The organism is Enterobacter sp. 120016 (genome assembly GCF_018383635.1).
GTDB lineage: Bacteria > Pseudomonadota > Gammaproteobacteria > Enterobacterales > Enterobacteriaceae > Enterobacter > Enterobacter asburiae_D.
The window spans coordinates 88381-112645 of record NZ_JAHAWC010000007.1 but is presented as its reverse complement, the minus strand read 5'-3'; the positions used below and the strand labels follow the sequence as shown (position 1 = coordinate 112645).

At 50.8% G+C, this 24265-nt stretch carries 25 protein-coding genes; 6 read left to right on the top strand and 19 right to left on the bottom strand.

What is annotated here, in order from left to right; translation table 11 throughout:
- Positions 1 to 20: 20 nt before the first annotated feature.
- The 12 genes from tssK to rlmE all read right to left on the bottom strand — a co-directional run bounded on the left by tssK (position 21) and on the right by rlmE (position 13559).
- Positions 21 to 1361, bottom strand: coding sequence for a type VI secretion system baseplate subunit TssK (gene tssK / locus KIF87_RS12340; protein WP_213328868.1), 1341 nt, complete (start codon positions 1359 to 1361; stop codon positions 21 to 23).
- Complete coding sequence (tssJ, locus tag KIF87_RS12335) at positions 1361 to 1864, bottom strand: type VI secretion system lipoprotein TssJ (RefSeq protein ID WP_249665887.1); 504 nt, start codon at positions 1862 to 1864, stop codon at positions 1361 to 1363. The genes tssK and tssJ overlap by 1 nt, the downstream gene beginning before the upstream one ends.
- An 11-nt stretch (positions 1865 to 1875) precedes the next feature.
- Entirely contained in the window at positions 1876 to 3132 is a 1257-nt protein-coding gene (gene tagH, locus KIF87_RS12330) for a type VI secretion system-associated FHA domain protein TagH (protein ID WP_213328866.1), read from the bottom strand.
- Positions 3133 to 3137: 5 nt separating this feature from the next.
- Positions 3138 to 4094 (bottom strand): type VI secretion system baseplate subunit TssG, encoded by a 957-nt coding sequence (gene tssG, locus KIF87_RS12325; protein WP_213328865.1) that lies wholly within the window; start codon positions 4092 to 4094, stop codon positions 3138 to 3140.
- Positions 4094 to 5872 carry a type VI secretion system baseplate subunit TssF gene (gene tssF / locus KIF87_RS12320; RefSeq protein WP_213328864.1) on the bottom strand — a complete coding sequence of 593 codons (1779 nt, stop codon included), beginning with the start codon at positions 5870 to 5872 and terminating at the stop codon, positions 4094 to 4096. Before tssF ends, tssG begins: the two co-directional genes overlap by 1 nt.
- Positions 5873 to 5887: 15 nt before the next feature.
- Entirely contained in the window at positions 5888 to 6316 is a 429-nt protein-coding gene (gene tssE / locus KIF87_RS12315; RefSeq protein ID WP_213328863.1) for a type VI secretion system baseplate subunit TssE, read from the bottom strand.
- Positions 6317 to 6319: 3 nt separating this feature from the next.
- Complete coding sequence (gene tssC / locus KIF87_RS12310) at positions 6320 to 7798, bottom strand: type VI secretion system contractile sheath large subunit (protein WP_213328862.1); 1479 nt, start codon at positions 7796 to 7798, stop codon at positions 6320 to 6322.
- Between the two features lie 29 nt (positions 7799 to 7827).
- Positions 7828 to 8346, bottom strand: coding sequence for a type VI secretion system contractile sheath small subunit (tssB, locus tag KIF87_RS12305; protein WP_213328861.1), 519 nt, complete (start codon positions 8344 to 8346; stop codon positions 7828 to 7830).
- Between the two features lie 272 nt (positions 8347 to 8618).
- Complete coding sequence (gene glmM / locus KIF87_RS12300; RefSeq protein ID WP_121424771.1) at positions 8619 to 9956, bottom strand: phosphoglucosamine mutase; 1338 nt, start codon at positions 9954 to 9956, stop codon at positions 8619 to 8621.
- The gene (gene folP / locus KIF87_RS12295) at positions 9949 to 10797 is read right to left on the bottom strand and encodes a dihydropteroate synthase (protein ID WP_213328860.1); all 849 of its coding nucleotides are present in this window, start codon (positions 10795 to 10797) and stop codon (positions 9949 to 9951) included. The genes glmM and folP overlap by 8 nt, the downstream gene beginning before the upstream one ends.
- Before the next feature lie 98 nt (positions 10798 to 10895).
- On the bottom strand, positions 10896 to 12830 hold the full coding sequence (ftsH, locus tag KIF87_RS12290; protein WP_010436002.1) for an ATP-dependent zinc metalloprotease FtsH: 1935 nt from the start codon (positions 12828 to 12830) through the stop codon (positions 10896 to 10898).
- 102 nt (positions 12831 to 12932) lie between these two features.
- Positions 12933 to 13559 carry a 23S rRNA (uridine(2552)-2'-O)-methyltransferase RlmE gene (rlmE, locus tag KIF87_RS12285; RefSeq protein WP_010436004.1) on the bottom strand — a complete coding sequence of 209 codons (627 nt, stop codon included), beginning with the start codon at positions 13557 to 13559 and terminating at the stop codon, positions 12933 to 12935.
- A 127-nt stretch (positions 13560 to 13686) separates the two neighbouring features.
- Here rlmE and yhbY point away from each other — a divergent pair, with 127 nt between their 5' ends.
- Positions 13687 to 13980 (top strand): ribosome assembly RNA-binding protein YhbY, encoded by a 294-nt coding sequence (gene yhbY / locus KIF87_RS12280; RefSeq protein WP_032614629.1) that lies wholly within the window; start codon positions 13687 to 13689, stop codon positions 13978 to 13980.
- Between the two features lie 151 nt (positions 13981 to 14131).
- Here yhbY and greA read toward each other — a convergent pair whose 3' ends face one another.
- Positions 14132 to 14608, bottom strand: coding sequence for a transcription elongation factor GreA (gene greA, locus KIF87_RS12275; protein WP_014171793.1), 477 nt, complete (start codon positions 14606 to 14608; stop codon positions 14132 to 14134).
- A 228-nt stretch (positions 14609 to 14836) separates the two neighbouring features.
- On the opposite strand from greA, the gene dacB reads away from it, so the two are divergent.
- From dacB to pmrB, 3 genes are read left to right on the top strand one after another with little or no spacing between them, the layout of a single operon-like run.
- Positions 14837 to 16270, top strand: coding sequence for a serine-type D-Ala-D-Ala carboxypeptidase (gene dacB / locus KIF87_RS12270; RefSeq protein WP_213328859.1), 1434 nt, complete (start codon positions 14837 to 14839; stop codon positions 16268 to 16270).
- Between the two features lie 2 nt (positions 16271 to 16272).
- Complete coding sequence (gene pmrA / locus KIF87_RS12265) at positions 16273 to 16935, top strand: two-component system response regulator PmrA (protein ID WP_024906362.1); 663 nt, start codon at positions 16273 to 16275, stop codon at positions 16933 to 16935.
- Positions 16932 to 17975: a two-component system sensor histidine kinase PmrB gene (gene pmrB / locus KIF87_RS12260; protein ID WP_213328858.1), complete on the top strand. Its 1044-nt coding sequence runs from the start codon at positions 16932 to 16934 to the stop codon at positions 17973 to 17975. The genes pmrA and pmrB overlap by 4 nt, the downstream gene beginning before the upstream one ends.
- Before the next feature lie 34 nt (positions 17976 to 18009).
- Here pmrB and cgtA read toward each other — a convergent pair whose 3' ends face one another.
- From cgtA to rplU, 4 genes are all read right to left on the bottom strand, one after another.
- The gene (cgtA, locus tag KIF87_RS12255) at positions 18010 to 19185 is read right to left on the bottom strand and encodes an Obg family GTPase CgtA (protein ID WP_010436018.1); all 1176 of its coding nucleotides are present in this window, start codon (positions 19183 to 19185) and stop codon (positions 18010 to 18012) included.
- 15 nt (positions 19186 to 19200) lie between these two features.
- Positions 19201 to 20166: a DMT family transporter gene (locus tag KIF87_RS12250; protein ID WP_159515010.1), complete on the bottom strand. Its 966-nt coding sequence runs from the start codon at positions 20164 to 20166 to the stop codon at positions 19201 to 19203.
- 97 nt (positions 20167 to 20263) lie between these two features.
- Positions 20264 to 20521 carry a 50S ribosomal protein L27 gene (gene rpmA / locus KIF87_RS12245; RefSeq protein WP_004385076.1) on the bottom strand — a complete coding sequence of 86 codons (258 nt, stop codon included), beginning with the start codon at positions 20519 to 20521 and terminating at the stop codon, positions 20264 to 20266.
- Positions 20522 to 20540: 19 nt separating this feature from the next.
- On the bottom strand, positions 20541 to 20852 hold the full coding sequence (rplU, locus tag KIF87_RS12240; RefSeq protein ID WP_003025032.1) for a 50S ribosomal protein L21: 312 nt from the start codon (positions 20850 to 20852) through the stop codon (positions 20541 to 20543).
- Positions 20853 to 21109: 257 nt separating this feature from the next.
- On the opposite strand from rplU, the gene ispB reads away from it, so the two are divergent.
- Entirely contained in the window at positions 21110 to 22081 is a 972-nt protein-coding gene (gene ispB / locus KIF87_RS12235) for an octaprenyl diphosphate synthase (protein ID WP_024906360.1), read from the top strand.
- Between the two features lie 230 nt (positions 22082 to 22311).
- Positions 22312 to 22599 carry a DNA-binding transcriptional regulator SfsB gene (gene sfsB, locus KIF87_RS12230; protein WP_121424774.1) on the top strand — a complete coding sequence of 96 codons (288 nt, stop codon included), beginning with the start codon at positions 22312 to 22314 and terminating at the stop codon, positions 22597 to 22599.
- A 60-nt stretch (positions 22600 to 22659) separates the two neighbouring features.
- Here sfsB and murA read toward each other — a convergent pair whose 3' ends face one another.
- Both murA and ibaG read right to left on the bottom strand, forming a co-directional pair.
- Positions 22660 to 23919, bottom strand: a complete 1260-nt coding sequence (gene murA / locus KIF87_RS12225; protein ID WP_023309349.1) for a UDP-N-acetylglucosamine 1-carboxyvinyltransferase — start codon at positions 23917 to 23919, stop codon at positions 22660 to 22662.
- 50 nt (positions 23920 to 23969) lie between these two features.
- Complete coding sequence (ibaG, locus tag KIF87_RS12220; protein WP_023333602.1) at positions 23970 to 24224, bottom strand: BolA family iron metabolism protein IbaG; 255 nt, start codon at positions 24222 to 24224, stop codon at positions 23970 to 23972.
- Positions 24225 to 24265 lie beyond the last annotated feature (41 nt).

Here is a 24265-nt window from a genome sequence, read left to right as displayed (position 1 = left end):
TGTGAAGCATGCATTTGAATTTATCTCCTGATAGCCCAGAATTGCATATCCAGCTCCGGGAATTTCCCGCCGATGTGAAAAGCAAACCCGGTATGGGTACCCACTCTGGGCCAGTAAGGGCTTTGACGATCTAAAGAGAAGTAGATATAGCCATTATGGTATGGCAATTGACGAGGCGAGGTTGCCAGCGGGCGAAGAGGAATACCCTGCGTATGCGTGCTGACCAGTTTCATAATAGCTTCAGGCGTTGCGATTTTGCTTTGCTGAATGAACTGCTTACTCAAAATATCAAGCGGCATGTTTGCTCTTACTGCGAGTACAAAATCGGCATCACTGAGTAATTCTTCTTGTGCCACCGCAGCAACAAATACGCCAAAGCGCTGCTCAAGTAATTGCAGAGATTGTGCCCGAGGTGAAAGAACGGTACTCAGAGCCTGTCTGAGTGCCAGCATAAGCGGGCGGAAACTACGCTGTAAATCATCATGGAAATAGTGCGGAATACTCCTGGGCAACCGGCTAAGATCGGTAAATGTCATTAATTCGCCGCAAAATCCCGATAACAAAGTGAAAAGGTGTTCGGGGTGCAAAACGGCCCGGCTATTTAAATGCTCAAGGACGGGTCGCATACGATTTAAGAGCTGCAGCAACATGAATTCGGCCACGTCAGCGACGCCTTGCTGGCCTGGAGATCCAATCCTGTCAGCCAGGTTTTTTGCCCGCTCCCCCACCAGACCGGTGACTTCAGACAAAAAGTTTTTCAAATGCGTCACGGTATTAATGGTCAAACAGGTTGGAATAAAATGTGGATCCAGCAGCAAACTACCATCAGGTCTTTTATCCGCAATTCGCGCGACAGAGATCGATGCAAAGGTGCTTCTGTCTTCACTTTCCAGCATTAGCCGCAAGTTAACTTTAGCGACATTCACTGCCGCTATTTCTGCACTCTGAGAATACAGATCGCGAACGGATTCAAGGCACGCCTGATAGCGCGTTCGGCTTCCGTTATGCTCCTGAGAAGTATTTATCTCAAGAATATGATCGCTCGCCAGAGGTACCGCGAGATAAACAACCTGTCCAACCAGGTTAGCCTCTGAGACCTGTAACGGAAGAGGCAGTACATCTTCATAAGGGAGGCTAAAGAAGGTCCCGTCGGGCATAATCCCTGACGCCGAGACAAGCGTAACTCGGCCAAAGCTTAAGTGATCTTCGTTGATTTTAAGCTCAGATACACCGTAAAAATGCTCGGTTAAAGCTGAAAGCGAAGTATAGAGCAGATAATCGTTATGCCTCTGCTGCTGCTGAAAATGTTGAGGCTTAATGAATAACCCCTCCCCCCAGATAATTCGATTGCGGGTTAACATCAGTCTTCGCTCTCCTTGAGGATATCTACGCTATTCTTATGCAGCTGAATTAAAATTTGATAACGATGGCCGACCGGTGAAACTTTTATCACTTTTTTCCACTGCGTCGCATTCGGTTGACTGAAATAAACGGCAACACCTATGAATCGTGTTTCTTTCTCCAGCTCAACGGGTGGAAGATATTTATATTGCCCCGGTATAAGGGTGAAGTCCTGGTGGTTCAGATAGTTTTTGCCAAGGACATCCTCCAGCTTTTTTGTAGTGAGCTGATCGATATCTGTGGCCAAAAGTTTTGAATCATCTGACATCCAGATAACCTGAAAAGAGGCGGGCGAAGCAGCCAGACTCTCATTGGGGTTGATGTCACTGTCGGCCAGCAATGTGAGCCCAACCTGTGAGGGAAGCTTCGAGACAGTCGTCGTTTCATCTGCAGGCCAGAGAGGATTTTTACACCCTGAGAGCAGCACTGAAAAAAGAATGAGCAGTTGAACTGTCATCAACATTCGCAGCCGCCTCATGCCTTATCCTCATCGCGTAAGTCACGCAGCGCTTTATCGTAGACTTGTTCGAAAACCTCCTGGAACAGACGGTCGACTCCCTGCTGCCTTGTCGATTTGAGCTCTTCAAAATAGTGGTTATACATTTCCCAGATCCAAGCCGGATCGTTTATATCAACCAGGTGATCGCGTCGATAACGCTGAAAGCGCGCCATAAGGACGTCAGGGGAGAAGGTGTCAATCACACACGCGAGCGCTTCACCTACTGCCTGACGGGACGCATACGCATGCAACCGTAAAAAAGAGAGGCATTCCGCTACCGCGGCTGAAGGTGACAAATGAACCTGGCTTTTTTGGTCAGCGAAAAGCGCATCAACCGTGGCGACGTAATCTAAGCCAAGCCGCAGCGGGTTATCTTCTACGGGCTGGAGTTGCTTATTAACTCGAATACGATCCTGCTCAAGAAGCAGTATCCCTTTAATCGCGGACTTTAGCGTACGTCCAGCCTCTTCTAAAAAGCCATTTGCCTGCTGGCTATCAGAAAGGTTCAAAAAATGTCCCATTCCCCGCATCAATGGCGTAATGGCTACACTTTCAAAGGGCTGAGATTCGTGACGCTCACCATAAAGAGACGTCGCTGGCGTGGGGATATCAATAAATTCTTCATCCAACATGGGCTCTGACCGCGAAAAAGTAGCCCCGGTTTCAAGAATATTATTTCCTGAAGGCATCATTTCCGGAGATGAAAGCGAGCCTCCCATACCCAGTGTGCCCGGATCGTAAGGGTGATGACTGTAAACCATCGATTTCGGTAAAGCGGAAGGAGCACTTGCCCCGGAGGGCTCTTCAATTATTTGGTTCACATCGCTCGGGCTCGACATAGCCATAAGACTCTGGGTACGCTGATAGTCCGCAATATCCTCTTTTTCTGTGCCGACGATTATTTGGGTAGTGAATGCTATGCTCCCCATTTTGATCTGGTCTCCAGAGGACAATGCCACCACATTTTTCGCGCCAATGCTGTGCTCAGCTTCGTTGATAAAGGTTTGTCCACTCACATCTTCAAGACAGAATTGGCCATCCTGCCAGAGAATTCTGGCGTGAATAGTTTGAATCGCCTGATGGCTATCTTGCACATGCCAGTGCAGGGCTTCTCCCGCATCCTGGCTTCCTATCGTTCCGCCTTCTTTATTAAAACGATGAGAGCGATCGATTTTTCTGCCGGCACTGTTTAAATCAACAATGTTTAGAATCAGTTCCATTGAATCATTCATATAAATTATTCCTGAACACAGAGAGTGACTTTTAAATTATTTGGCAAAGGATCAAGAAAAGTTGTCCATCCGAGTAGACACCCCTTTCCACGACCAAGACTCGTCTTTTCAGACTGGTTGTGTGCTAAATTCAACTCTAAATCCCACGCAAACTGTTCTCTCATGATAAAAGACATCACTTTTGTTAGCGGTGCGAACAGATCGCCATTCGGAAGAAATCGCAAAAAGGTGGAATAGCTTAAATTATTTATTTTTAATATATATTTACTACTGATGTCTGGCGTGTATTCTCCAACGACAAAATCGTTCCCAATCGACATATTTGCCTGGCCAAGCCGATTTTGTTGCTGCTTTGCAATAGCAACGCGGCGATATTGCCAGCATAAAATCTTAACGTCATTCAAATCAAAACAGTGGGAAATCAATCCCTCAACAACCTGAGGAGAGCGGCCTGGAGCAGAAAGCAGGCCAGCATAGGCTAACATTTTACTGTGATTTATCGCGACTGAATGGCGTAGAGCTTCACTTCCCAGACCTATCAGGGAAAACATGCATTGAGAAAATCTATCGACACCGCCAGGGCGATACCGAACATGGTAACGATATTTCCGCCATCCGCGATGTAAAAGCATCAAAAAACGATGATTGAAAAAATTCAAAAACTGTCCGGGTCCATCTTCCTGATGCATATACTGCCAGGCAAGATTCTCCAGGTAATATCCTGGCAGTGGCGACTGAGCCCCATGCAGCCCGAGGAATGACACCTCCAGATCATAACCATATTCATGCTTACTAACGGATATAATATCACCAGAAGGAAATCCTAATGACGCACTGGCGGAATACCGGATCCGCTCATTTTTGGGTAACTGATTATCAAGCTTTTCGATATCCTGCCCTTCGATACGATAGAGCAACTCTACAAGCTGGTAAAAATTATAATCTTTTAAGTTATTATTCATTATATCAATGAATGACTACCTTGTTGCAATGGCCAATGATAGGCTGAGTTATTTTCAGTATCTATTAATGACAGTTCATGAAATGAGTTGATAGTAGAAAAAAGTGATAAAAAACGGGCCAGAATACAGCCAAACAAGTAGAATTCACCTTCGCTAAGAAAAGCGCTCTGTTTTGCAAATAATGTTGAATGAATCCCTCTGACCGGCATGCCTCCAATCAATCTGTCGACAGGTTTCGTATCAATCTTTTCCACCCCATCAAATCTCTTTTGCGCAATTTTTGCCGCATGTTGATCGTTCATTGCGGGGAAATCATAATTTCGAATAATTTGTAACAACGCATCTTTGTCTAATAAAGAATGGTAGTTTAACGCCATGCTGGAGATCAGAGTCCAGTGTAGTTTCTCATCAATCAAAGGGCGCAATGTCTGCGAAGGTAACGATATATTGCTATAAGCAAGCCAGGGTGGTGAGTCTCCCAAAGGGAGACAGATTTCACCGCTACTTAGCTCGGCGGGCAAATTCCTGTTTGTACAGAGCATTTTCACCGCGACAATTTCATCACTGCTCGTCAGGATGTTCTCATCACTACGCAGAAATGAAATGTTATGCTCATAGCCCTTAAGTTTGAGTGAATTGCAAACGCTCACTTTGAAATAACTCATCGTCCTCTTTTTTTCAAACTCGACCTCGTGTTTGAACGTTTCAAAGGCATGATACGTTCTGAGCTCGCCCTTGGTACGTTCCCCATTCTTTCCTGCGTGTTCACTTTTCCATCCTTCGACCTTCTCGACAGAAAACACTTCATAATGCTCGGGTAGCATATGGCTTGCCTTGAGAGGATAATGGATTCGCTTCCCGTCAAGTTGAATGGGTTCCGCATGATGTTCAAACAAATTCGCCGCAGGCACACAATTCAACTTAATAGATGAAGGTGTAATACGACAATCTGAAGAAAAAGGTTTGTCATAATGGAAACATAATTCAATATCGTTTACCGGTATCGTCTGCGGAAGCGGGTCAAAGCCATTAATGTCAACGAACAGAAATCCTTCAGGAAAACAGAAAAACTCCTGCAAAATACGGTACCCGGAGTAGACATTTTTAGGATACGGCAATAAAGCATCGTGTTCAGAAAAGCCCACAGGGCTAACGCTGGCATTTGGTAGCGCAAATTCTGCCCCATTCAGCTTAATCGTCACCTTTTTAAGATGGTTTAGCATGTATAGATACAGCTGCGTAGCGACGTAATAGTCGCTGCCGAGAAATAACCTAAGATTTTCCAGGCCAATCTTATCGAGGGGCATTGCGATGAAGGGTTTAAGTGAAAGCGTCAGGCATCCATTCTCGTTAGTATTTACCATCGTTAGATGGGTCAATTCTACGGGTAATATCCCGATGTCCCTGCAGGTAGAGAACGTACACGCAGTTCCTTTTATTGCCTTTGAACCTAGCTTAATGCTTTTTTTGACCTGACAAGCCTCGGTAATAGAGCCCACCTTCGGTTGGCATTCGATAATGGTAAATGACGGAACGGGCCGTAAATAATTTGGCCATAAAATATTTAGCAAACCATGGGTGAGCTCCGGAAAATCATCCTCAATTTTCGCGCGCAATGTGCCAGACAAGAACGCAAAACCTTCCAGAAGTCGTTCAACGTCAGGATCGGCACTTTTTTCCGCGAGGAAACGCGTAAGCTGAGGCCATGCTCTGGAGAAATCAGCACCCTGCCTTCGCAACCAGGACAATTCATCTCTGAAAAACTCATCTAGTTTCATAAATATTATTTATATTCATTCCAGTTTGTATTTGTGATTTCCATCAATACGCAAATTGAAATTGATAATGCTCTCGCGCTCCTCGAACGAAACATAAGACCTCACCAAAAAATAAAGTGTTAAAGGATCGGCTTCATTAGGTTGTGCGATGATTTCTGCCCTGCTTATTCTCGGTTCGTAATCCTCTATGCATCGTTTAATTGCTCTACATATCGCCGAATAAACCTCAACAGAACTTCCAGTTGCATCGTTGAAATCGATAATGCCTAATTCGGGACAACTCTGCGCGTTACCAGAGCGGGTGTTGAGAATCGCCTGAAGATTGCGTTTCAAAGAGTCCACCAGGTCGTTAGTGTCATCCGAAGACCTGATGGTTTTGCTCTCTTCAATGCGCTCAAAAAGACTGGCAGAACGACTTCTTCGCCATGCGGTAAGCGCTGACATCCCTTATTCCTTATCCAGACGACCAACGAGAGAAAGCTCGAAACTCGCGCCCATGTATTTAAAGTGTGGCCGTACCGCCATGGATACCTGGTACCAGCCTGGATCACCTTCAACATCAGAAACCGTTATCTGAGCGGCGCGTAAAGGACGACGGCTACGCACTTCTGCTGGCGGATTTTCCTGGTCAGCAACGTACTGCCTGATCCATCGATTTAGTTCTCTTTCCAGATCCTGTCGCTCTTTCCATGCGCCAAGCTGTTCTCGCTGGAGTACTTTTACATAGTGAGCCAGGCGGTTAATGATGAACATATAAGGAAGTTGAGTGCCAAGGCGGTAATTAGTTTCAGCAATCTTGCCTTCGCGTGTATTAGGGAATACCTTGCATTTCTGTACTGAGTTTGCCGAGAAAAAAGCTGCGTTATCGCTTCCTTTACGCATCGTAAGCGTGATGAATCCCTCTTCAGCGAGTTCAAACTCACGACGGTCGGTTATCAGAACCTCGGTTGGGATCTTGGCCTGGAGTTGCCCAAGAGATTCAAACTTATGAACGGGCAAGTCATGCACGGCACCACCGCTTTGAGGTCCAATGATGTTCGGGCACCAGCGATAACGTGCGAAGCTATCCGTCAGGTTACAGGCCATGAGATAGGCCGTGTTTCCCCACAGATAATTATCATGTTCACCCTGTATGGTCTCATGATAATCAAAAGATTTAACCGGATTATCCTGACTGTCGTAAGGAAGACGTAACAAGAAACGCGGTGCCGTGAGTCCTAAATAGCGTGAATCTTCTGACTCTCGCAATGCACGCCACTTGACGTATGCCGGACCTTCGAAAACAGCCTTTAATTCCTTAATGGCGGGGAGCTCGGTAAAGCTTTTGAGGCCAAAGAAGGCTGGAGAGACTGAGGAGATGAATGGCGCATGGGCCATAGCGCCGACGGAACTTACATACTGCAGAAGTTTCATATCCGGGGCTGAGGGGGTAAATGCGTAATTGCCAATAACAGCACCCACTGGCTCTCCGCCAAACTGTCCATAGCCACTCGCGTAGATATGTTTATAGAATCCGGATTGCACTATCTCAGGTGAATATTCAAAATCGTCTAATAGCTCTTCTTTTGTGGCATGCAGGATCGTGATTTTGATGTTTTCTCTGAAATCTGTTCTGTCTACCAGCAGTTTTAACGACCGCCAGGAGGATTCCATATTCTGGAACTCATCAGAATGCAGGATCTCATCCATCTGGGCACTCATTTTTTTATCGAGTTCCACGATCATTCGATCGACAAGCAGTTTATTTACTGGAACATCTTCCTGCCCTGACTCCAGTAAATTCGCTATAAATGCCGATATCCCCTGCTTAGCAATATCATACCCCTCATCCTCAGGTTGGAGTCTTGCCTGGGACATTATGTGATCAAGTAAAGAGGACGATTCGTTTTTTAATTCACTATCATGAATAACACTTTGAACTGTCATACGCGCACCTTATTAATTCTCTGAGGAAATTACTCTTTTGTGGAATGTTCTTCTTCAAGAGCGATGTCAAGTTCTTTGAGAAGTTGTGCACGCATTTCGCCATCTGTTAATAACTTCTGTAAACTAGTCCGGAAAGAAGGAATATTACCCAATGGACCTTTTAATGCGACCAAAGCCTCCCTCAACTCGAGTAGTTTTTTCAGTTCAGGGACTTGACGGGCGATGTTGTCTGGAGAGAATTCTTTTAGCGCATTGAAGTTTAAGCTAATCGGTAGTGCTTCCTCTGTACCATCCTGCAGTCTGTTTGCCACTGAAAAATCCAGATGTAAACCTGCCGTCTCCATGACCGAGTCAAAATTGTGCTTATTAATTGAGATCGCCTCTCTTTCTTCAATGGCAGAATCTTCATTCCCACCGTTGAAATCGCCGACAACGAGAATATTAAGAGGCAGTTCGACTTCAGCTTGTTCATCACCTGTTGCTGGAACATACTTAATATTTATACGTTCTTTCGGTGCAATACTTCCTTCATATAATTTATTACCCATCCGCATTTAACTCCACTCCATGTTAAGTTTAGCTAGTCTTATAATTTTTTATAACACACTAGAATGGCAAAGAAAAATACGTTTCGATAATTTCAAACAGCGAAACAAATCATTAAATATATAATATTCATCCAAAAAATTAGTTATACATAAATATATTCATGACTGTGAATCAAGAGGGATGTTATCTGGATAATTTATGGTAATAATTGAGGACATACAAAAAGAAAAAAGGCGGCAAAAGCCGCCTCTCAGAACGCTTACCGTCAGTTTTATGCTGCTTTTACCGCATCCGCAATACGGTGTGCAAATTCGGTTACCTGCGCTTCGTCTTCACCTTCCACCATCACGCGGATCAGCGGTTCGGTACCGGACTTACGCAGCAGCACGCGTCCACGAGTGCCCAGGGCCGCTTCAACGTCAGCCATCACCGCTTTGACGTTCTCATTTTCCAGCGGATCGCCTTTACCGGCAGTGAAGCGTACGTTTACCAGGATCTGTGGGAACATTTTCATCCCGCTGCACAGATCGTGCAGGCTCATATGGTTGCGCGCCATCGCGGCAACCACCTGCAGCGCGGCTACGATACCGTCACCGGTGGTGGTTTTGTCGAGCAGGATCACGTGACCCGAGTTTTCTGCACCGATGCGCCAGCCCTTCTCCTGCAGTTTTTCCAGCACATAGCGGTCACCCACTTTCGCGCGGACAAACGGAATACCGAGCTGTTTCAGCGCCAGTTCCAGGCCCATATTACTCATCAGCGTACCCACCGCACCACCGCGCAGCTGGCCCTGACGCAGACCTTCACGTGCAATGATGTAGAGGATCTGATCGCCGTCGACCTTGTTGCCTTCGTGGTCGACCATGATCACGCGGTCACCGTCGCCGTCCAGGGCAATACCCAGATCGGCTTTCTCCGCCAGAACACGCGCCTGCAGGGCACGAACGTCAGTTGCCCCTACCTGCTCGTTAATGTTCAGACCATCCGGCTCGCAGCCAATGGTGATCACTTTCGCACCCAGCTCGCGGAAGACATTCGGGGCGATGTGATAGGTCGCGCCGTTTGCACAGTCCACCACAATTTTGAGGTGAGCGAGGCTCAGCTCATTCGGGAAGGTGCCTTTACAGAATTCGATATAACGACCCGCTGCATCAACGATACGGTTGGCTTTACCCAGCTCTGCGGAATCAACACAGGTGATCTCTTTTTCCATTTCAGCTTCAATAGCCTCTTCCACGTCATCCGGAAGCTTGGTGCCGTCAATGGAGAAGAATTTAATGCCGTTGTCGTAGAACGGGTTGTGAGAAGCCGAGATGACAATCCCCGCTTCCGCACGGAAGGTGCGCGTCAAATACGCGACTGCAGGCGTTGGCATTGGGCCCGTAAAGGAGGCGGACAGTCCGGCCGCCGCCAGACCCGCTTCCAGCGCAGATTCCAGCATATAGCCCGAAATACGGGTGTCTTTACCGATAATGATCTTACGGGAACCATGACGCGCCAGCACTTTACCGGCAGCCCAGCCGAGCTTCAGGACAAAATCAGGGGTGATGGGAGCATCGCCTACACGCCCGCGGATACCATCGGTACCAAAATATTTACGATTACTCATAGCGTTTGTTTTCCTTCGCTGCCAGTGTGGCTTCCACCACACGCATGGCTTCTACTGTTTCTTTGACGTCATGGACACGAATTATGTGCGCGCCCTGCATAGCCGAAATCACCGCGCAGGCCAGGCTGCCGCTCAGGCGCTCGCTCGGCCCCACGTTCAGCAACTGCCCAATCATCGACTTTCTCGACATCCCCACCAGCAGCGGCAGACCAAAGTGATGGAATTCCGACAGACGCGCAAGCAACGCATAATTGTGTGAGAGATTTTTACCGAAACCGAACCCCGGGTCGAGCAGCAATTTCTCTTTTGGGATACCTGCACGTTCACAGCGCGCGATATGCTCAATAAAGAAGCGATTCACGTCGGCAAAGACATCGTCGTACTTCGGTGCTTCCTGCATGGTTTTCGGCTGACCCTGCATATGCATCAGGCAGACCGGCAGGCCAGTTTCCGCTGCCGCCTCAATCGCGCCAGGCTCAGTCAGTGAGCGAATATCATTAATAATGTGAGCGCCCACTCTCGCCACTTCACGAATCACTTCCGGTTTGGAGGTATCAACGGAGATCCACACTTCAAACCGCTGGGCAATCGCTTCAACCACCGGCACCACGCGCGCCAGCTCTTCTTCCACAGACACGTCCGCCGCACCCGGACGCGTCGATTCGCCGCCAACGTCAATAATGGTGGCACCCGCATTAATCATTAAATTCGCGTGCTTAACCGCCTCGATAAGCGTGTTGTGCGTGCCGCCGTCAGAGAAGGAGTCAGGGGTAACATTCAGGATCCCCATCACATGGGGATGTGAAAGATCGAGATGCGAGTCCTGAGCGAATAATTTCATGGCGAAATCCCTGATATCTATATCGTTAAACAGAAATGAAAAACCCCGGAGCAAGCTCCAGGGTTTGAGGTACAGACAAACGCGTCAACAGCAGTGACTTACTTATCGCCCAACTGTTCTGACATGGTGTTGCCCGGGTTTGGCGTACGCGGTTCATCAACCGGACGCGGCGCACGCGGGGTGCCATTGTTGTCAGAATTATTGGAAGCGCCTGGGTCTTCCCAGCCTGCTGGCGGACGCACTTCACGGCGCGCCATCAGGTCGTCAATCTGCGGTGCATCGATGGTCTCATATTTCATGAGCGCATCTTTCATCGAATGCAGGATGTCCATATTGTCGTTCAGGATCTGGCGAGCACGTGCATAGTTACGCTCTACCAGAGATTTTACTTCCTGGTCGATGATACGAGCCGTCTCATCGGACATATGTTTCGCTTTAGCCACAGAACGGCCCAGGAATACTTCACCCTCTTCCTCTGCATACAGCAGCGGACCGAGTTTGTCGGAGAAGCCCCACTGCGTCACCATGTTACGCGCCAGGTTTGTCGCGACTTTGATATCGTTGGACGCACCGGTAGAAACATGTTCCACACCGTAGATAATCTCTTCTGCCAGGCGACCACCGTACAGGGTAGAAATCTGGCTTTCCAGTTTCTGACGGCTGGCGCTAATCGCGTCGCCTTCAGGCAGGAAGAAGGTCACACCCAGCGCACGACCGCGCGGAATAATCGTCACTTTATGCACCGGATCGTGTTCCGGCACGAGGCGACCGATAATCGCGTGACCCGCTTCGTGGTATGCCGTGGACTCTTTCTGCGCTTCCGTCATCACCATGGAGCGACGTTCCGCACCCATCATGATTTTGTCTTTCGCTTTCTCAAACTCCACCATCGATACGACGCGCTTGTTACCGCGAGCGGCAAACAGAGCGGCTTCGTTGACCAGGTTAGCCAGGTCCGCACCGGAGAAGCCCGGGGTACCGCGCGCAATGATTGCCGCGTCGATATCTGGTGCCAGCGGTACGCGACGCATGTGAACTTTCAGAATCTGTTCACGACCGCGAACGTCCGGCAGACCCACAACAACCTGACGGTCGAAACGGCCTGGACGCAGCAGCGCAGGGTCAAGTACGTCCGGACGGTTAGTCGCCGCGATAACGATGATACCTTCGTTACCTTCGAAGCCGTCCATCTCAACCAGCATCTGGTTTAGCGTCTGTTCACGTTCATCGTGACCACCGCCCAGACCTGCGCCACGCTGGCGGCCTACGGCGTCGATTTCATCGATGAAGATAATGCACGGAGCTGCCTTTTTGGCCTGCTCGAACATGTCACGCACACGAGATGCACCGACACCCACGAACATTTCAACGAAGTCAGAACCTGAAATAGTAAAGAACGGCACCTTCGCTTCACCCGCGATGGCTTTCGCCAGCAGGGTTTTACCGGTACCCGGAGGGCCAACCATCAGCACGCCTTTCGGGATCTTACCGCCCAGCTTCTGGAAACGGCTCGGTTCACGCAGGTACTCAACCAGTTCACCCACCTCTTCTTTCGCTTCGTCACAACCGGCGACATCAGCGAACGTGGTCTTGATCTGGTCTTCCGTCAACATACGCGCCTTGCTCTTACCGAACGACATGGCACCTTTGCCACCGCCGCCCTGCATCTGGCGCATAAAGAAGATCCAGACGCCGATAAGAAGCAGCATCGGGAACCAGGAAATGAAGATAGAAGCCAGCAGGCTTGGTTCTTCTGGCGGCTCGCCAACTACCTTGACGTTTTTGGTCAGAAGGTTATCAAGCAGCTTAGGATCGTTCACCGGGATGTAAGTCGTGTAACGGTTACTATCTTTCTTGGTAACGTTGATCTCACGTCCGTTGATACGCGCTTCGCGAACCTGGTCCTGATTGACCTCCTGCAGGAAGGTAGAATAATCCACCTTGCGGCCATTCGACTCGCTGGGCCCAAAGCTCTGGAATACTGACATCAGCACGACGGCAATGACCAGCCAGAGAATTAGGTTTTTCGCCATGTCACTCAAGGGATTAACCTCACATTACAACTGTGTTAAAAACAGCGTCAGGATACTCTATATCCAGTTTCATTCAAACTTTCGCCTGAAATCTACCGGTTATCATTTTCGCCCGGTCGCTACAATATACACTTCTCGGGAACGGGCCCGGGAAGAGTCCGGCTTACGAACTTTAACCTTCGCAAACAGGGAGCGAATTTCCTTAAGATACTCCTCGAAACCTTCGCCCTGAAACACCTTCACAACAAAACTACCACCAGGCGCCAGAACATCACGACACATTTCTAACGCTAGCTCAACCAGATACATGCCGCGGGGGATATCCACCGCCGGTGTTCCACACATATTTGGTGCCATATCAGACATGACAACCTGAACCTTACTGTCACCCACACGTTCAAGTAACGCTTTCAGCACTAATTCATCACGAAAATCGCCCTGAAGGAAGTCGACACCGACGATGGGATCCATTGGTAAAAGATCGCATGCGATGATTCGACCCGCTCCGCCGATCTGCGTGACCGCATACTGGGACCATCCGCCAGGGGCAGCGCCGAGGTCGACAACCGTCATCCCCGGCTTAAAAAGTTTGTCACTTTGCTGTATTTCATCAAGTTTAAACCAGGCGCGGGAACGCAACCCCTTTTTCTGCGCCTGCAGAACATATTTATCGCTAAAGTGTTCCTGAAGCCAGCGGCTGGAACTGGCAGAACGCTTTTTACCTGTCATTTAACATTTCCGTCCGGGTTCATCGTTGCTTACCTTTGGCGTAAATTTCTACGCTGCTATTTGGCGATATTAGGGAGATGGCGGTAGAATGAACCGTTTTCAATCCCAACGTAAGCAAAAATATACGATGAATCTGAGTACTAAACAAAAACAGCACCTTAAAGGTCTGGCACATCCGCTCAAGCCTGTAGTCATGCTTGGCAACAATGGTTTGACCGAAGGGGTGCTTGCCGAGATTGAACAAGCGCTGGAACACCACGAGCTGATCAAGGTGAAAATCGCCTCTGAAGACAGAGACACTAAAACCTTGATCGTGGAAGCCATCGTGCGCGAAACCGGCGCCTGTAATGTACAGGTCATCGGTAAAACGCTGGTGCTCTATCGCCCATCTAAAGAGCGCAAAATCTCGCTGCCACGCTAAGGATATCCTGAATCAAACACATTTTCTGTGTGAAACGAGGGATTTCTGTCAGCAGGCGAGCAAAATGCCATGCTCCTTGAGTTGATAAAAGGCCGCTATGCGGCCTTTTTCTTTTCTTTACAATGTATCAACATCTTAGTAGAGAAGCGAATTACAGGTATTCAACCTTAATAATTTCGTATTCCACTTCACCGCCAGGGGTGCGGATGGTAACAACATCGTCCTGCTCTTTGCCAATCAGGCCGCGAGCAATCGGAGAGTTCACTGAAATCAGGTTCTGTTTGAAGTCTGCTTCATCATCACCCACGATGCGATAGGTCTGCTCTTCGTCGTTGTCCAGGTTCAGCACGGTCACGGTAGAACCAAAGATCACACGCCCATTGTTAGGCATTTTGGTGATATCGATAACCTGTGCATTGGACAGTTTTGCTTCGATATCTTTAATACGCCCTTCACAGAAGCCCTGCTGCTCACGCGCGGCGTGGTATTCAGCGTTCTCTTTCAGGTCGCCATGCTCGCGCGCATCCGCGATAGCGGCGATGATTTCAGGGCGACGCACGGATTTCAGAAAATCCAGCTCTTCGCGCAGTTTTTCGGCACCACGTAAGGTCATCGGAATAGCTTGCATTTGTTATACCTCTTAAACATTCCTGTTGGGAGCAGTGTTCCCTGCTCCTGCCCCCCTAAGCGGGCAAGAAGCAAAAAGAAAACCGACCCGGGAGCAATGCCCCAGGTCAGCAGCAATTTTTCAATTTGATATGCATTTTACCGCGAAGTTCACTATGGGTCATCGTTTACTTTGCAGTGCCATGCACCGTAGTATGACGGTTTGTTTTCGGGTTGTTAGCGCGAGATTATGCGATTTTCCAGATTTATCATCGGATTGACTACCAGTATAACGTTCACCGCCCAGGCCGCGAATGTTGATGAGTACATTAATCAGCTCCCCGCAGGCGCGAACCTTGCCCTGATGGTGCAGAAGGTTGGCGCACAGGCTCCCGAGATTGACTATCACAGTCAACAGATGGCCCTGCCTGCCAGTACCCAAAAGGTGATCACTGCCCTCGCCGCCCTGCTCCAGCTCGGGCCTGACTTCCGTTTTACGACCACACTCGAAACCAGAGGTAACGTAGCAGGCGGTGAACTGAAAGGCGATCTTATCGCCCGTTTTGGCGGCGATCCGACCTTTAAGCGTCAGGATATCCGCAATATGGTTGCGGTGCTGAAAAAATCTGGCGTGCAGAAAATTGATGGCAATGTGCTGATCGACACCTCCATCTTTGCCAGCCACGATAAAGCCCCTGGCTGGCCGTGGAACGACATGACCCAGTGCTTTAGCGCCCCGCCCGCCGCCGCGATTGTCGACCGTAACTGCTTCTCGGTTTCGCTTTACAGCGCGCCGAAGCCAGATGATTTAGCGTTTATTCGCATAGCGTCCTATTACCCGGTCACGATGTTTAGCCAGGTTCGCACGCTGGCGAAAGGCTCCCCGGATGCGCAATATTGTGAGCTGGACGTCGTGCCAGGCGATCTTAACCGCTTCACGCTTACCGGCTGCCTGACGCAGCGCGCCGATCCGCTGCCGCTGGCCTTTGCGATACAGGATGGGGCAAGCTATGCGGGCGCCATTCTGAAAGATGAACTGAAACAGGCGGGAATCACCTACTCCGGCACGCTGCTTCGCCAGACGCAGGTCAACCAGCCCGGCACGGTCATCGCCAGCAAACAGTCCCCGCCGCTGCACGATTTACTGCGAATCATGCTGAAAAAGTCTGACAACATGATTGCCGACACTGTATTTCGCATGATTGGTCACGCGCGTTTCGGCGTGCCGGGCACCTGGCGTGCGGGTTCAGACGCCGTTCGTCAGATCCTGCGCCAGCAGGCCGGGATCGAGCTGGGTAATACCATCGCGGTCGATGGCTCCGGATTATCGCGTCATAACTTGATCTCCCCGGCCACGATGATGCAGGTGCTTCAGTACATTGCACAGCATGACACTGAGCTAAACTTTATTTCAATGCTGCCGCTGGCCGGGCATGACGGTTCACTGCAGTATCGCGCCGGGCTTCACGCTGCCGGCGTGGATGGCAAAGTATCCGCTAAAACAGGCTCACTGCAGGGGGTTTACAACCTTGCAGGCTTCATCACTACCGCCAGCGGACAACGCATGGCATTCGTGCAGTATCTTTCCGGCTATGCCGTCGAACCGACCGACCAGCGCAATCGTCGTATTCCGCTTGTTCGCTTCGAAAGCAGGCTTTATAAGGACATCTACCAGAATAACTAGCGATGAAACTACTCATAGTTGAAGACGATTTGTTATTGCAGGAAGGGCTGGCGCTGGGGCTGGCCAATGAGGGGTATGCCCTCGACTGTGCCGGCACCGCGGCGGAGGCGGACGCCCTGATTCAGAGCGGCGAATACAGTCTGGTGATCCTCGATTTGGGCCTGCCTGATAAAGACGGCGCCACGCTGCTCAGCCAGTGGCGACGCCGCGGTATCGCCAACCCGGTATTGATCCTGACGGCACGCGATGCCATTGAGGATCGTATCACCGGCCTCGATGCAGGCGCAGATGATTACCTGGTGAAGCCTTTCGCGCTTGCAGAGCTGCAGGCTCGGGTGCGAGCGTTGATTCGCCGCTATCAGGGCCATAGTGATAACTTACTGACCGACGGCGATATTACGCTGAATCTGCAAACCCAGCAGGTACTGCGCCAGGATCAGGCGGTAGAGGTGACGCCAAAAGAGTTTGCCTTGCTTACGCGTCTGATCATGCGCAGCGGGCAAACGGTGCACAGAGAAACGCTCCAGCAGGATATCTACTCCTGGCAGGACGATCCGGGGTCCAATACCCTTGAAGTGCACATTCACAACCTGCGTCGCAAGCTCGGCAAGGACAGAATCAAAACCGTCCGTGGCGTTGGCTATCGCCTGGAGAGCCAGAAATGAACAGCATGCGTCGGCGTTTGATGGTGCTGCTGGCGGTCATTCTGTTATTTTTCCAGCTAATAAGCGTCATCTGGCTGTGGCATGAAAGCCGTGAGCAGATTGGTTTTCTGGTCAGTGAAACGCTGTCGGCAAAAGCCCGCAATAACCATGTCGAGAAAGAGATCCGCGAGGCGATTGCATCTCTTCTCGTCCCTTCTCTGGTGATGGTCGGTTTCACGCTGCTGTTTTCATTCTGGGCGGTTACCTGGATAACCCAGCCCCTGAACAAACTGCGTGCCAGCCTGGCTAACCGTTCGGCGGATAACTTAACTCCGCTTCCCATGTATTCCGACATGGAAGAAATCGGCGCGGTGACAACCTCCCTGAACCAGCTGCTCGCCCGACTGGACAATACCATTCAGCAGGAGCGCCTCTTCACCGCTGACGCCGCACACGAGCTTCGAACACCTCTTGCCGGTATCCGGCTCCATCTTGAGCTCATGGCGCAGTCAGGCGCGCCTCAGGCCGCGACGTTAATTAGCCGTATCGATCAGCTGATGCATACCGTCGAACAGCTGCTGATGCTGGCCCGTGCCGGACAGGCAATGGCGAGCGGCCACTACGAAACCGTAAGCTGGACGGAAAATATCATTGAACCTCTCGGCCTGGGGCATGAAGCCAAAGAGCATACGGTGATTTGGCCTGCTAAAAGCGCGCTCACGGTTCAGGGAGACGCCGTGCTCCTGCGCCTGATGCTGCGCAACCTGCTGGAGAATGCCGGACGCTACAGCCCGGCAGGGACAACGATTACGGTGACTTTAACCGAGGTCGACGGGGGGACGCAGATCGGCGTTATCGATCAGGGGCCAGGGATTGATGAAGCACACCGACAGTCAATTACCGAGCCATTCCGCCGTCTTGACCAGCGCTACGGAGGCAGCGGTCTGGGCCTGAGTATTGTGCAGCGCATCGTGCAGCTCCACCACGGCAGATTAACGCTTGAAAATGGCGCTGAAGGCGGCTTAATCGCCAGCTGCTGGCTGCCCTCAGCGCTGGAATAAAAAAAGCCCCCATAATGGGGGCCTTAGACAGATATTAGTGCTTGTAGATGAACTCGACGCCTTCTTCGTCGTCTTCATCCCAGTCATCGTCCCAGTCTTCATCATCTTCTTCAGCTTCCAGCTCTTCAAGCTGCTGGCGGTGGTAGTCATCCCACATGAATTCAACTTTTTCAGGCTGTTTCGCTTCTTCCGCCTGAACGATTGGGTTCTCGATGATAAAGGTCATCACATCCCAGCACAGATCTTTCACGCCAACCTGGCTTGCCGCAGAGATCAGGTAGTATTTATCTTCCCAACCCATCGCTTCAGCAATCGCTTTGGCTTTTGCTTCCGCTTCGGCTTTATCCATCAGGTCGATCTTGTTGAAGACCAGCCAACGTGGCTTACCTGCGAGTTTTTCGCTGTATTTTTCAAGTTCACCGATAATGATACGGGCGTTTTCGACCGGATCGGACTCATCGATTGGATTGATATCAACGATGTGCAGCAATACGCGGCAGCGCTCAAGGTGTTTCAGGAAGCGAATACCCAGTCCTGCGCCTTCTGCTGCGCCCTCGATCAAACCAGGGATATCAGCGACAACAAAGCTCTTTTCGTGGTCCATACGAACAACGCCCAGGCTTGGCACCAGCGTCGTAAACGGATAATCCGCCACTTTTGGCTTCGCGGCTGATACAGCACGGATAAACGTCGATTTACCGGCGTTAGGCATTCCCAGCATACCGACGTCAGCCAGCAGCATCAGTTCCAGCTGCAGCTCGCGCGTATCGCCCGGTGTCCCCATGGTTTTCTGACGCGGAGCACGGTTAACCGATGATTTAAAACGGCTGTTACCGAGACCGTGCCAGCCACCTTTAGCAACCAGCAGGCGCTGACCGTGTTTGGTCATATCACCCATGGTTTCACCGGTGCCCTGGTCAATCACACGCGTACCGACCGGAACCTTGATGTTGACGTCTTTACCACGTTTACCCGTACAGTCACGGCTCTGACCGTTCTGGCCGCGCTCGGCACGGAAAGATTTTTCGAAACGGTAGTCGATCAGCGTGTTGAGGTTTTCATCCGCCTCCAGCCACACGTCACCACCATCCCCGCCGTCGCCGCCATCAGGACCGCCACGTGGGATATACTTTTCACGGCGGAAGCTCACGCAACCATTGCCGCCATCACCAGCCACGACCAGGATCGTCGCTTCATCAACAAACTTCATTTTACTCTCCGTAACTCATTCGCCTGAGCGGGGGACTACTACAACCGCTTCATTTTTGCGCCAACGTCCCCAAAGACGATGACCAATGGCGGAATACATCGCGCCCGCAACCACGACAAACGCACCGAGATAACCCAACAGGTTGAGCATCGGTCTGACGAAGACATCGGGCCAGGCCATTGATAACAAATCTGAAAATAACAGCGTAAACAGCGGAGTAAGCGTAATTAACGCGCTCACCTGTGCTGCCTGCCAGCGCGCCATCGCTTCGGCCAGCGCGCCATAACCGACCAGCGTGTTCAGCCCACAAAAAATGAGGCACGCCAGTTGCCAGTCGCTAAGCTGGGTAATCACGCCCGGCTTTGCTAATGGCAGCAATGCTATTGTACACAAAGTGTACAGCAAAAAGAGGATCTGCTGTGAGGCAAGTCGACGCAATAACACCTTTTGCGCGACGCCATAGCTCACCCAGACCGTTGCTGCACCCACACCGAAAATGACACCCCATGTGTAATCCGTCAGGCGGGTAAAAATCTCTATCAGACTGGTGTTGAAGAACATCACCAGACCGCATAACAGCATGCTCGCCCCGATGATCTGCGTACCGCGCATCTTCTCCTTGAGGATAAAGACGCTGGCGACCATCATGCCCACCGGTGAAAGCTGACCTATCACCTGCGACGCCGTGGGGCTGAGATATTGCAGGGAAGAGCTGAACAGGATGAAGTTACCGAACAGACCACCCGTCGCGATAGCCAGCAATACCAGCCAGCGCGGTTTACGGAAGAGCCGCAAGGATGGAAGCTTACCTTTGATAGCCAGAATGGCCCCGAGGCCGATGCTTGCCATCAGAAAGCGATAAAAGACCACCGTAGGCGGCTCCATCACTTCCAGTACCTGCTTCATTGCAATTGGCAACGCACCCCAGCACATTGCGGTGGTAAGTGCCAAAAGAATGCCCATGCCGGCCTGCTGCTTCATGCCCGTTTTCCCTACAGAAAAAAATTACCGGGTTTCCAATGTAAAAAGCCCCGCAACAGGTTGCGGGGCTTTAATCCGTTACCGGACCGAGAAAACCTTACTCAGCAACGATGCTGATGTATTTACGGTTGTTCGGGCCTTTAACTTCAAATTTCACTTTACCGTCTGCTTTAGCAAACAGAGTGTGGTCACGACCGCAACCTACGTTGTTGCCAGCGTGGAATTTGGTACCACGTTGACGAACGATGATGCTACCCGCCAGAACGGATTCGCCACCGAAACGCTTAACGCCAAGGCGTTTAGCTTCTGAATCGCGACCGTTACGTGTGGAGCCGCCAGCCTTTTTATGTGCCATTTAAATCTCTCCTCAGGTCTTAGGCGCTGATGCCAGTAATTTTCACATCAGTGAACCACTGACGGTGGCCCTGCTGCTTACGGTAGTGCTTACGACGACGAAACTTAACGATTTTAACTTTCTCGCCACGACCGTGTGCAACAACTTCAGCTTTGATAACGCCGCCATCAACGAAAGGAACGCCGATTTTGACTTCTTCACCGTTTGCGATCATCAGAACTTCTGCGAACTCAACAGATTCGCCAGTTGCGATGTCCAGCTTTTCCAGGCGAACGGTCTGACCTTCGCTTACTCGGTGTTGTTTACCACCACTTTGGAAAACCGCGTACATATAAACTCCGCTTCCGCGCACATCCTCGTATGATTCAGAGTGCGCTATAAATATTCACAATAGGGCGCGAATATTACGCAAAACGCGAGCCTTTGACAAGTGCTACCGTCAATACATGAAGAAAAAAAACACAACACGTACGGTAACGTTTATCTGTGCCGTTTTTTCAGTACAATCAGCACTACTATTGATAAACCGAAACCCTTCGTTACCCCATTGAAGATGGGATCAACAGGATAAAAAGCCCGGCTTTTGCGATGAATTTAGAAAAAATCAACGAGTTAACCGCGCAAGATATGGCGGGTGTGAATGCAGCAATCCTGGAGCAACTCAACTCTGACGTTCAGCTGATCAATCAGTTGGGCTATTACATCGTCAGCGGCGGCGGTAAACGCATTCGTCCGATGATCGCCATTCTGGCTGCCAGAGCCGTTGGTTATCAGGGAAATGCTCACATCACTATCGCAGCGCTCATCGAATTTATTCACACGGCGACGCTTCTGCATGACGATGTGGTGGATGAATCGGATATGCGTCGTGGCAAAGCCACGGCAAACGCCGCTTTCGGGAACGCAGCCAGCGTACTGGTGGGGGATTTTATCTATACCCGCGCCTTCCAGATGATGACCAGTCTGGGCTCCCTGAAAGTGCTGGAAGTGATGTCTGAAGCCGTAAACGTCATTGCTGAAGGCGAAGTACTGCAGCTGATGAACGTCAACGACCCTGACATCACCGAAGAAAACTACATGCGCGTGATCTACAGCAAAACCGCGCGCCTGTTTGAAGCGGCTGCCCAGTGTTCCGGCATTCTGGCTGACTGTACCGAAGCGCAGGAGAAAGGTCTGCAGGACTATGGCCGCTATCTTGGTACGGCATTCCAGCTGATTGACGATTTGCTGGACTACAGTGCGGACGGCGAGACGCTCGGCAAAAACGTGGGCGATGACCTGAACGAAGGCAAACCGACCCTGCCCCTGCTCCATGCTATGCGCAACGGAACGGCCGACCAGGCGAAAATGATCCGTGAAGCGATTGAGCAGGGAAATGGCCGCCATCTTCTGGAACCTGTGCTGGAAACCATGGCTATCTGCGGATCGCTGGAATGGACGCGTCAGCGTGCGGAAGAAGAAGCCGACAAAGCCATCGAAGCTCTCCAGGTCATTCCCGACAGCCCGTGGCGCGAGGCGCTGATTGGTCTTGCCCACATCGCCGTTCAGCGCGACCGTTAATCCTCCTTGTCTCTCCCCGCGGCCCTGGCGGGGAGATTCCAATAAACTCCTGTAAATTCCGTATTCCTGTAAATTCATCAGTTTAGAGACCGCATGAATAAAGCCATGTCTTATTCTGAATATCCCTTCAAGTAACGCGAACTTTTTAGAACAAGAGTTTGAAATGGGTATAGTAACCCCGTCGTTTCAGAAGAAACGGCGTAGTTGAATCCGAACTTAAGGACGGCGTTATGGATACGAAATTTATCGACTGGCACACGGCTGATATTATTGCCGCGCTGCGCAAAAGAGGCACTTCACTGGCAGCAGAGTCCCGCCGCCATGGACTGAGTTCTTCAACTCTGGCAAACGCCCTCACCCGCCCCTGGCCGAAGGGAGAATTAATTATCGCGACGGCGCTGGATACGCATCCGTGGGTAATTTGGCCTTCGCGCTACCACGATCCCATCACCCATGAATTTATCGACAGATCGCGCATGATTCGCCAGAGAAAGGCAAAAAGAGAACCGCAGGAGTAATGCGTTTTTGACAGGAACAGCAACCCCCCGGTCATTGCTGGCAGGGGGCTGCCGGAACGATTACTCGCCCTTCACTCGCTCGATATTGGCACCCAGCGCGCGCAGCTTATCTTCGATACGCTCATAGCCACGATCGATGTGATAAATACGATCCACGATCGTTGTGCCTTCCGCGATACAACCCGCCAGCACCAGGCTTGCGGACGCACGCAGATCGGTTGCCATCACCTGAGCACCAGACAGTTTCTCAACGCCATGGCAAATCACGGTATTGCTTTCGATCTCAGCATGCGCACCCATACGGATCAGCTCCGGTACGTGCATAAAGCGGTTCTCGAAAATGGTTTCTGTGATGAAGCCAGTACCTTCGGCGACCAGGTTCAACAGGGTGAACTGCGCCTGCATGTCCGTTGGGAACGCCGGATGCGGTGCCGTACGCACATTGACCGCTTTTGGACGCTGGCCGTGCATATCAAGACTGATCCAGTCTTCACCGATTTCGATATCCGCACCCGCATCGCGCAGTTTCGCCAGCACCGCATCCAGGGTATCTGGCTGCGCGTTGCGACAAACAATCTTACCGCCAGAAATCGCCGCAGCGACCAGGAAAGTACCGGTTTCGATACGGTCCGGCAGTACGCGATAGACACCACCGCCCAGACGTTCAACGCCTTCGATGGTGATACGGTCGGTCCCCTGACCGGAGATCTTCGCGCCCAGCGCAACGAGGAAGTTGGCGGTATCCACAATTTCCGGTTCGCGCGCGGCGTTTTCGATGATAGTGGTCCCTTCTGCCAGCGTCGCCGCAGACATAATGGTGACCGTTGCGCCCACGCTCACTTTGTCCATGACAATGTGCGCGCCTTTCAGACGACCATTGACGGACGCTTTAACGTAACCTTCTTCCAGCTTGATCTCTGCGCCCAGTTTCTCCAAACCAAAGATGTGCAGGTCAACCGGACGCGCACCGATAGCGCAGCCGCCCGGCAGAGAGACCTGACCCTGACCAAAACGCGCCACCAGCGGGCCAAGCGCCCAGATAGATGCGCGCATGGTTTTCACCAGATCGTAAGGAGCTGAGAAGTTATTCACCTTGCTGGCGTCGATCCAGACGGAACCGTTACGCTCAACTTTCGTGCCCAACTGGGTGAGCAACTTCATGGTGGTGTCGATATCTTTCAGCTTCGGTACGTTCTGAATTTCTACCGGCTCTTCCGCGAGCAGCGCAGCAAAGAGGATTGGCAGCGCGGCGTTTTTGGCGCCAGAAATTGTGACTTCGCCCTGGAGACGCGTTGGCCCCTGTACACGAAATTTATCCATTGTGTGCTCTCTTATAAATTCAACCGTGCTGCGGGCCTGTCGCCCTCAGCTCAAAAACCGTTTAGTTTGCGATCGCGTGCCCACTCTTGCGGGGTGAACGCTTTAATCGACAGGGCGTGGATGCGGTTATCCGCAATATATTCCATCAGCGGCGCGTACACAGCCTGCTGTTTCTTCACACGGCTCATACCGTCGAACATCTCACCCACAGCAATAACCTGGAAGTGACTGCCATCGCCAGAGACGTGGGCTTCCTGAAGGGAGAGTGCATTCATCAGCACTGTCTGGATTTCATGATTTTCCATGGGCTCTTAATCATCTGATAGTGAAAACAAGCCCAACATCT

Bases quoted from the DNA above. Each gene is read 5' to 3' on its own strand.
- rplU (WP_003025032.1), bottom strand. From the start codon at position 20,852: ATGTACGCGGTTTTCCAAAGTGGTGGTAAACAACACCGAGTAAGCGAA.
- murA (WP_023309349.1), bottom strand. From the start codon at position 23,919: ATGGATAAATTTCGTGTACAGGGGCCAACGCGTCTCCAGGGCGAAGTC.
- tssJ (WP_249665887.1), bottom strand. From the start codon at position 1,864: ATGTTGATGACAGTTCAACTGCTCATTCTTTTTTCAGTGCTGCTCTCA.
- rpmA (WP_004385076.1), bottom strand. From the start codon at position 20,521: ATGGCACATAAAAAGGCTGGCGGCTCCACACGTAACGGTCGCGATTCA.
- ibaG (WP_023333602.1), bottom strand. From the start codon at position 24,224: ATGGAAAATCATGAAATCCAGACAGTGCTGATGAATGCACTCTCCCTT.
- cgtA (WP_010436018.1), bottom strand. From the start codon at position 19,185: ATGAAGTTTGTTGATGAAGCGACGATCCTGGTCGTGGCTGGTGATGGC.
- tssE (WP_213328863.1), bottom strand. From the start codon at position 6,316: ATGTCAGCGCTTACCGCATGGCGAAGAAGTCGTTCTGCCAGTCTTTTT.
- tssB (WP_213328861.1), bottom strand. From the start codon at position 8,346: ATGGGTAATAAATTATATGAAGGAAGTATTGCACCGAAAGAACGTATA.
- KIF87_RS12250 (WP_159515010.1), bottom strand. From the start codon at position 20,166: ATGAAGCAGCAGGCCGGCATGGGCATTCTTTTGGCACTTACCACCGCA.
- tssG (WP_213328865.1), bottom strand. From the start codon at position 4,094: ATGAATAATAACTTAAAAGATTATAATTTTTACCAGCTTGTAGAGTTG.
- glmM (WP_121424771.1), bottom strand. From the start codon at position 9,956: ATGAGTAATCGTAAATATTTTGGTACCGATGGTATCCGCGGGCGTGTA.
- tagH (WP_213328866.1), bottom strand. From the start codon at position 3,132: ATGAATGATTCAATGGAACTGATTCTAAACATTGTTGATTTAAACAGT.
- tssC (WP_213328862.1), bottom strand. From the start codon at position 7,798: ATGACAGTTCAAAGTGTTATTCATGATAGTGAATTAAAAAACGAATCG.
- pmrB (WP_213328858.1), top strand. From the start codon at position 16,932: ATGAACAGCATGCGTCGGCGTTTGATGGTGCTGCTGGCGGTCATTCTG.
- ftsH (WP_010436002.1), bottom strand. From the start codon at position 12,830: ATGGCGAAAAACCTAATTCTCTGGCTGGTCATTGCCGTCGTGCTGATG.
- yhbY (WP_032614629.1), top strand. From the start codon at position 13,687: ATGAATCTGAGTACTAAACAAAAACAGCACCTTAAAGGTCTGGCACAT.
- sfsB (WP_121424774.1), top strand. From the start codon at position 22,312: ATGGATACGAAATTTATCGACTGGCACACGGCTGATATTATTGCCGCG.
- greA (WP_014171793.1), bottom strand. From the start codon at position 14,608: ATGCAAGCTATTCCGATGACCTTACGTGGTGCCGAAAAACTGCGCGAA.
- folP (WP_213328860.1), bottom strand. From the start codon at position 10,797: ATGAAATTATTCGCTCAGGACTCGCATCTCGATCTTTCACATCCCCAT.
- tssK (WP_213328868.1), bottom strand. From the start codon at position 1,361: ATGTTAACCCGCAATCGAATTATCTGGGGGGAGGGGTTATTCATTAAG.
- rlmE (WP_010436004.1), bottom strand. From the start codon at position 13,559: ATGACAGGTAAAAAGCGTTCTGCCAGTTCCAGCCGCTGGCTTCAGGAA.
- tssF (WP_213328864.1), bottom strand. From the start codon at position 5,872: ATGAAACTAGATGAGTTTTTCAGAGATGAATTGTCCTGGTTGCGAAGG.
- ispB (WP_024906360.1), top strand. From the start codon at position 21,110: ATGAATTTAGAAAAAATCAACGAGTTAACCGCGCAAGATATGGCGGGT.
- pmrA (WP_024906362.1), top strand. From the start codon at position 16,273: ATGAAACTACTCATAGTTGAAGACGATTTGTTATTGCAGGAAGGGCTG.
- dacB (WP_213328859.1), top strand. From the start codon at position 14,837: ATGCGATTTTCCAGATTTATCATCGGATTGACTACCAGTATAACGTTC.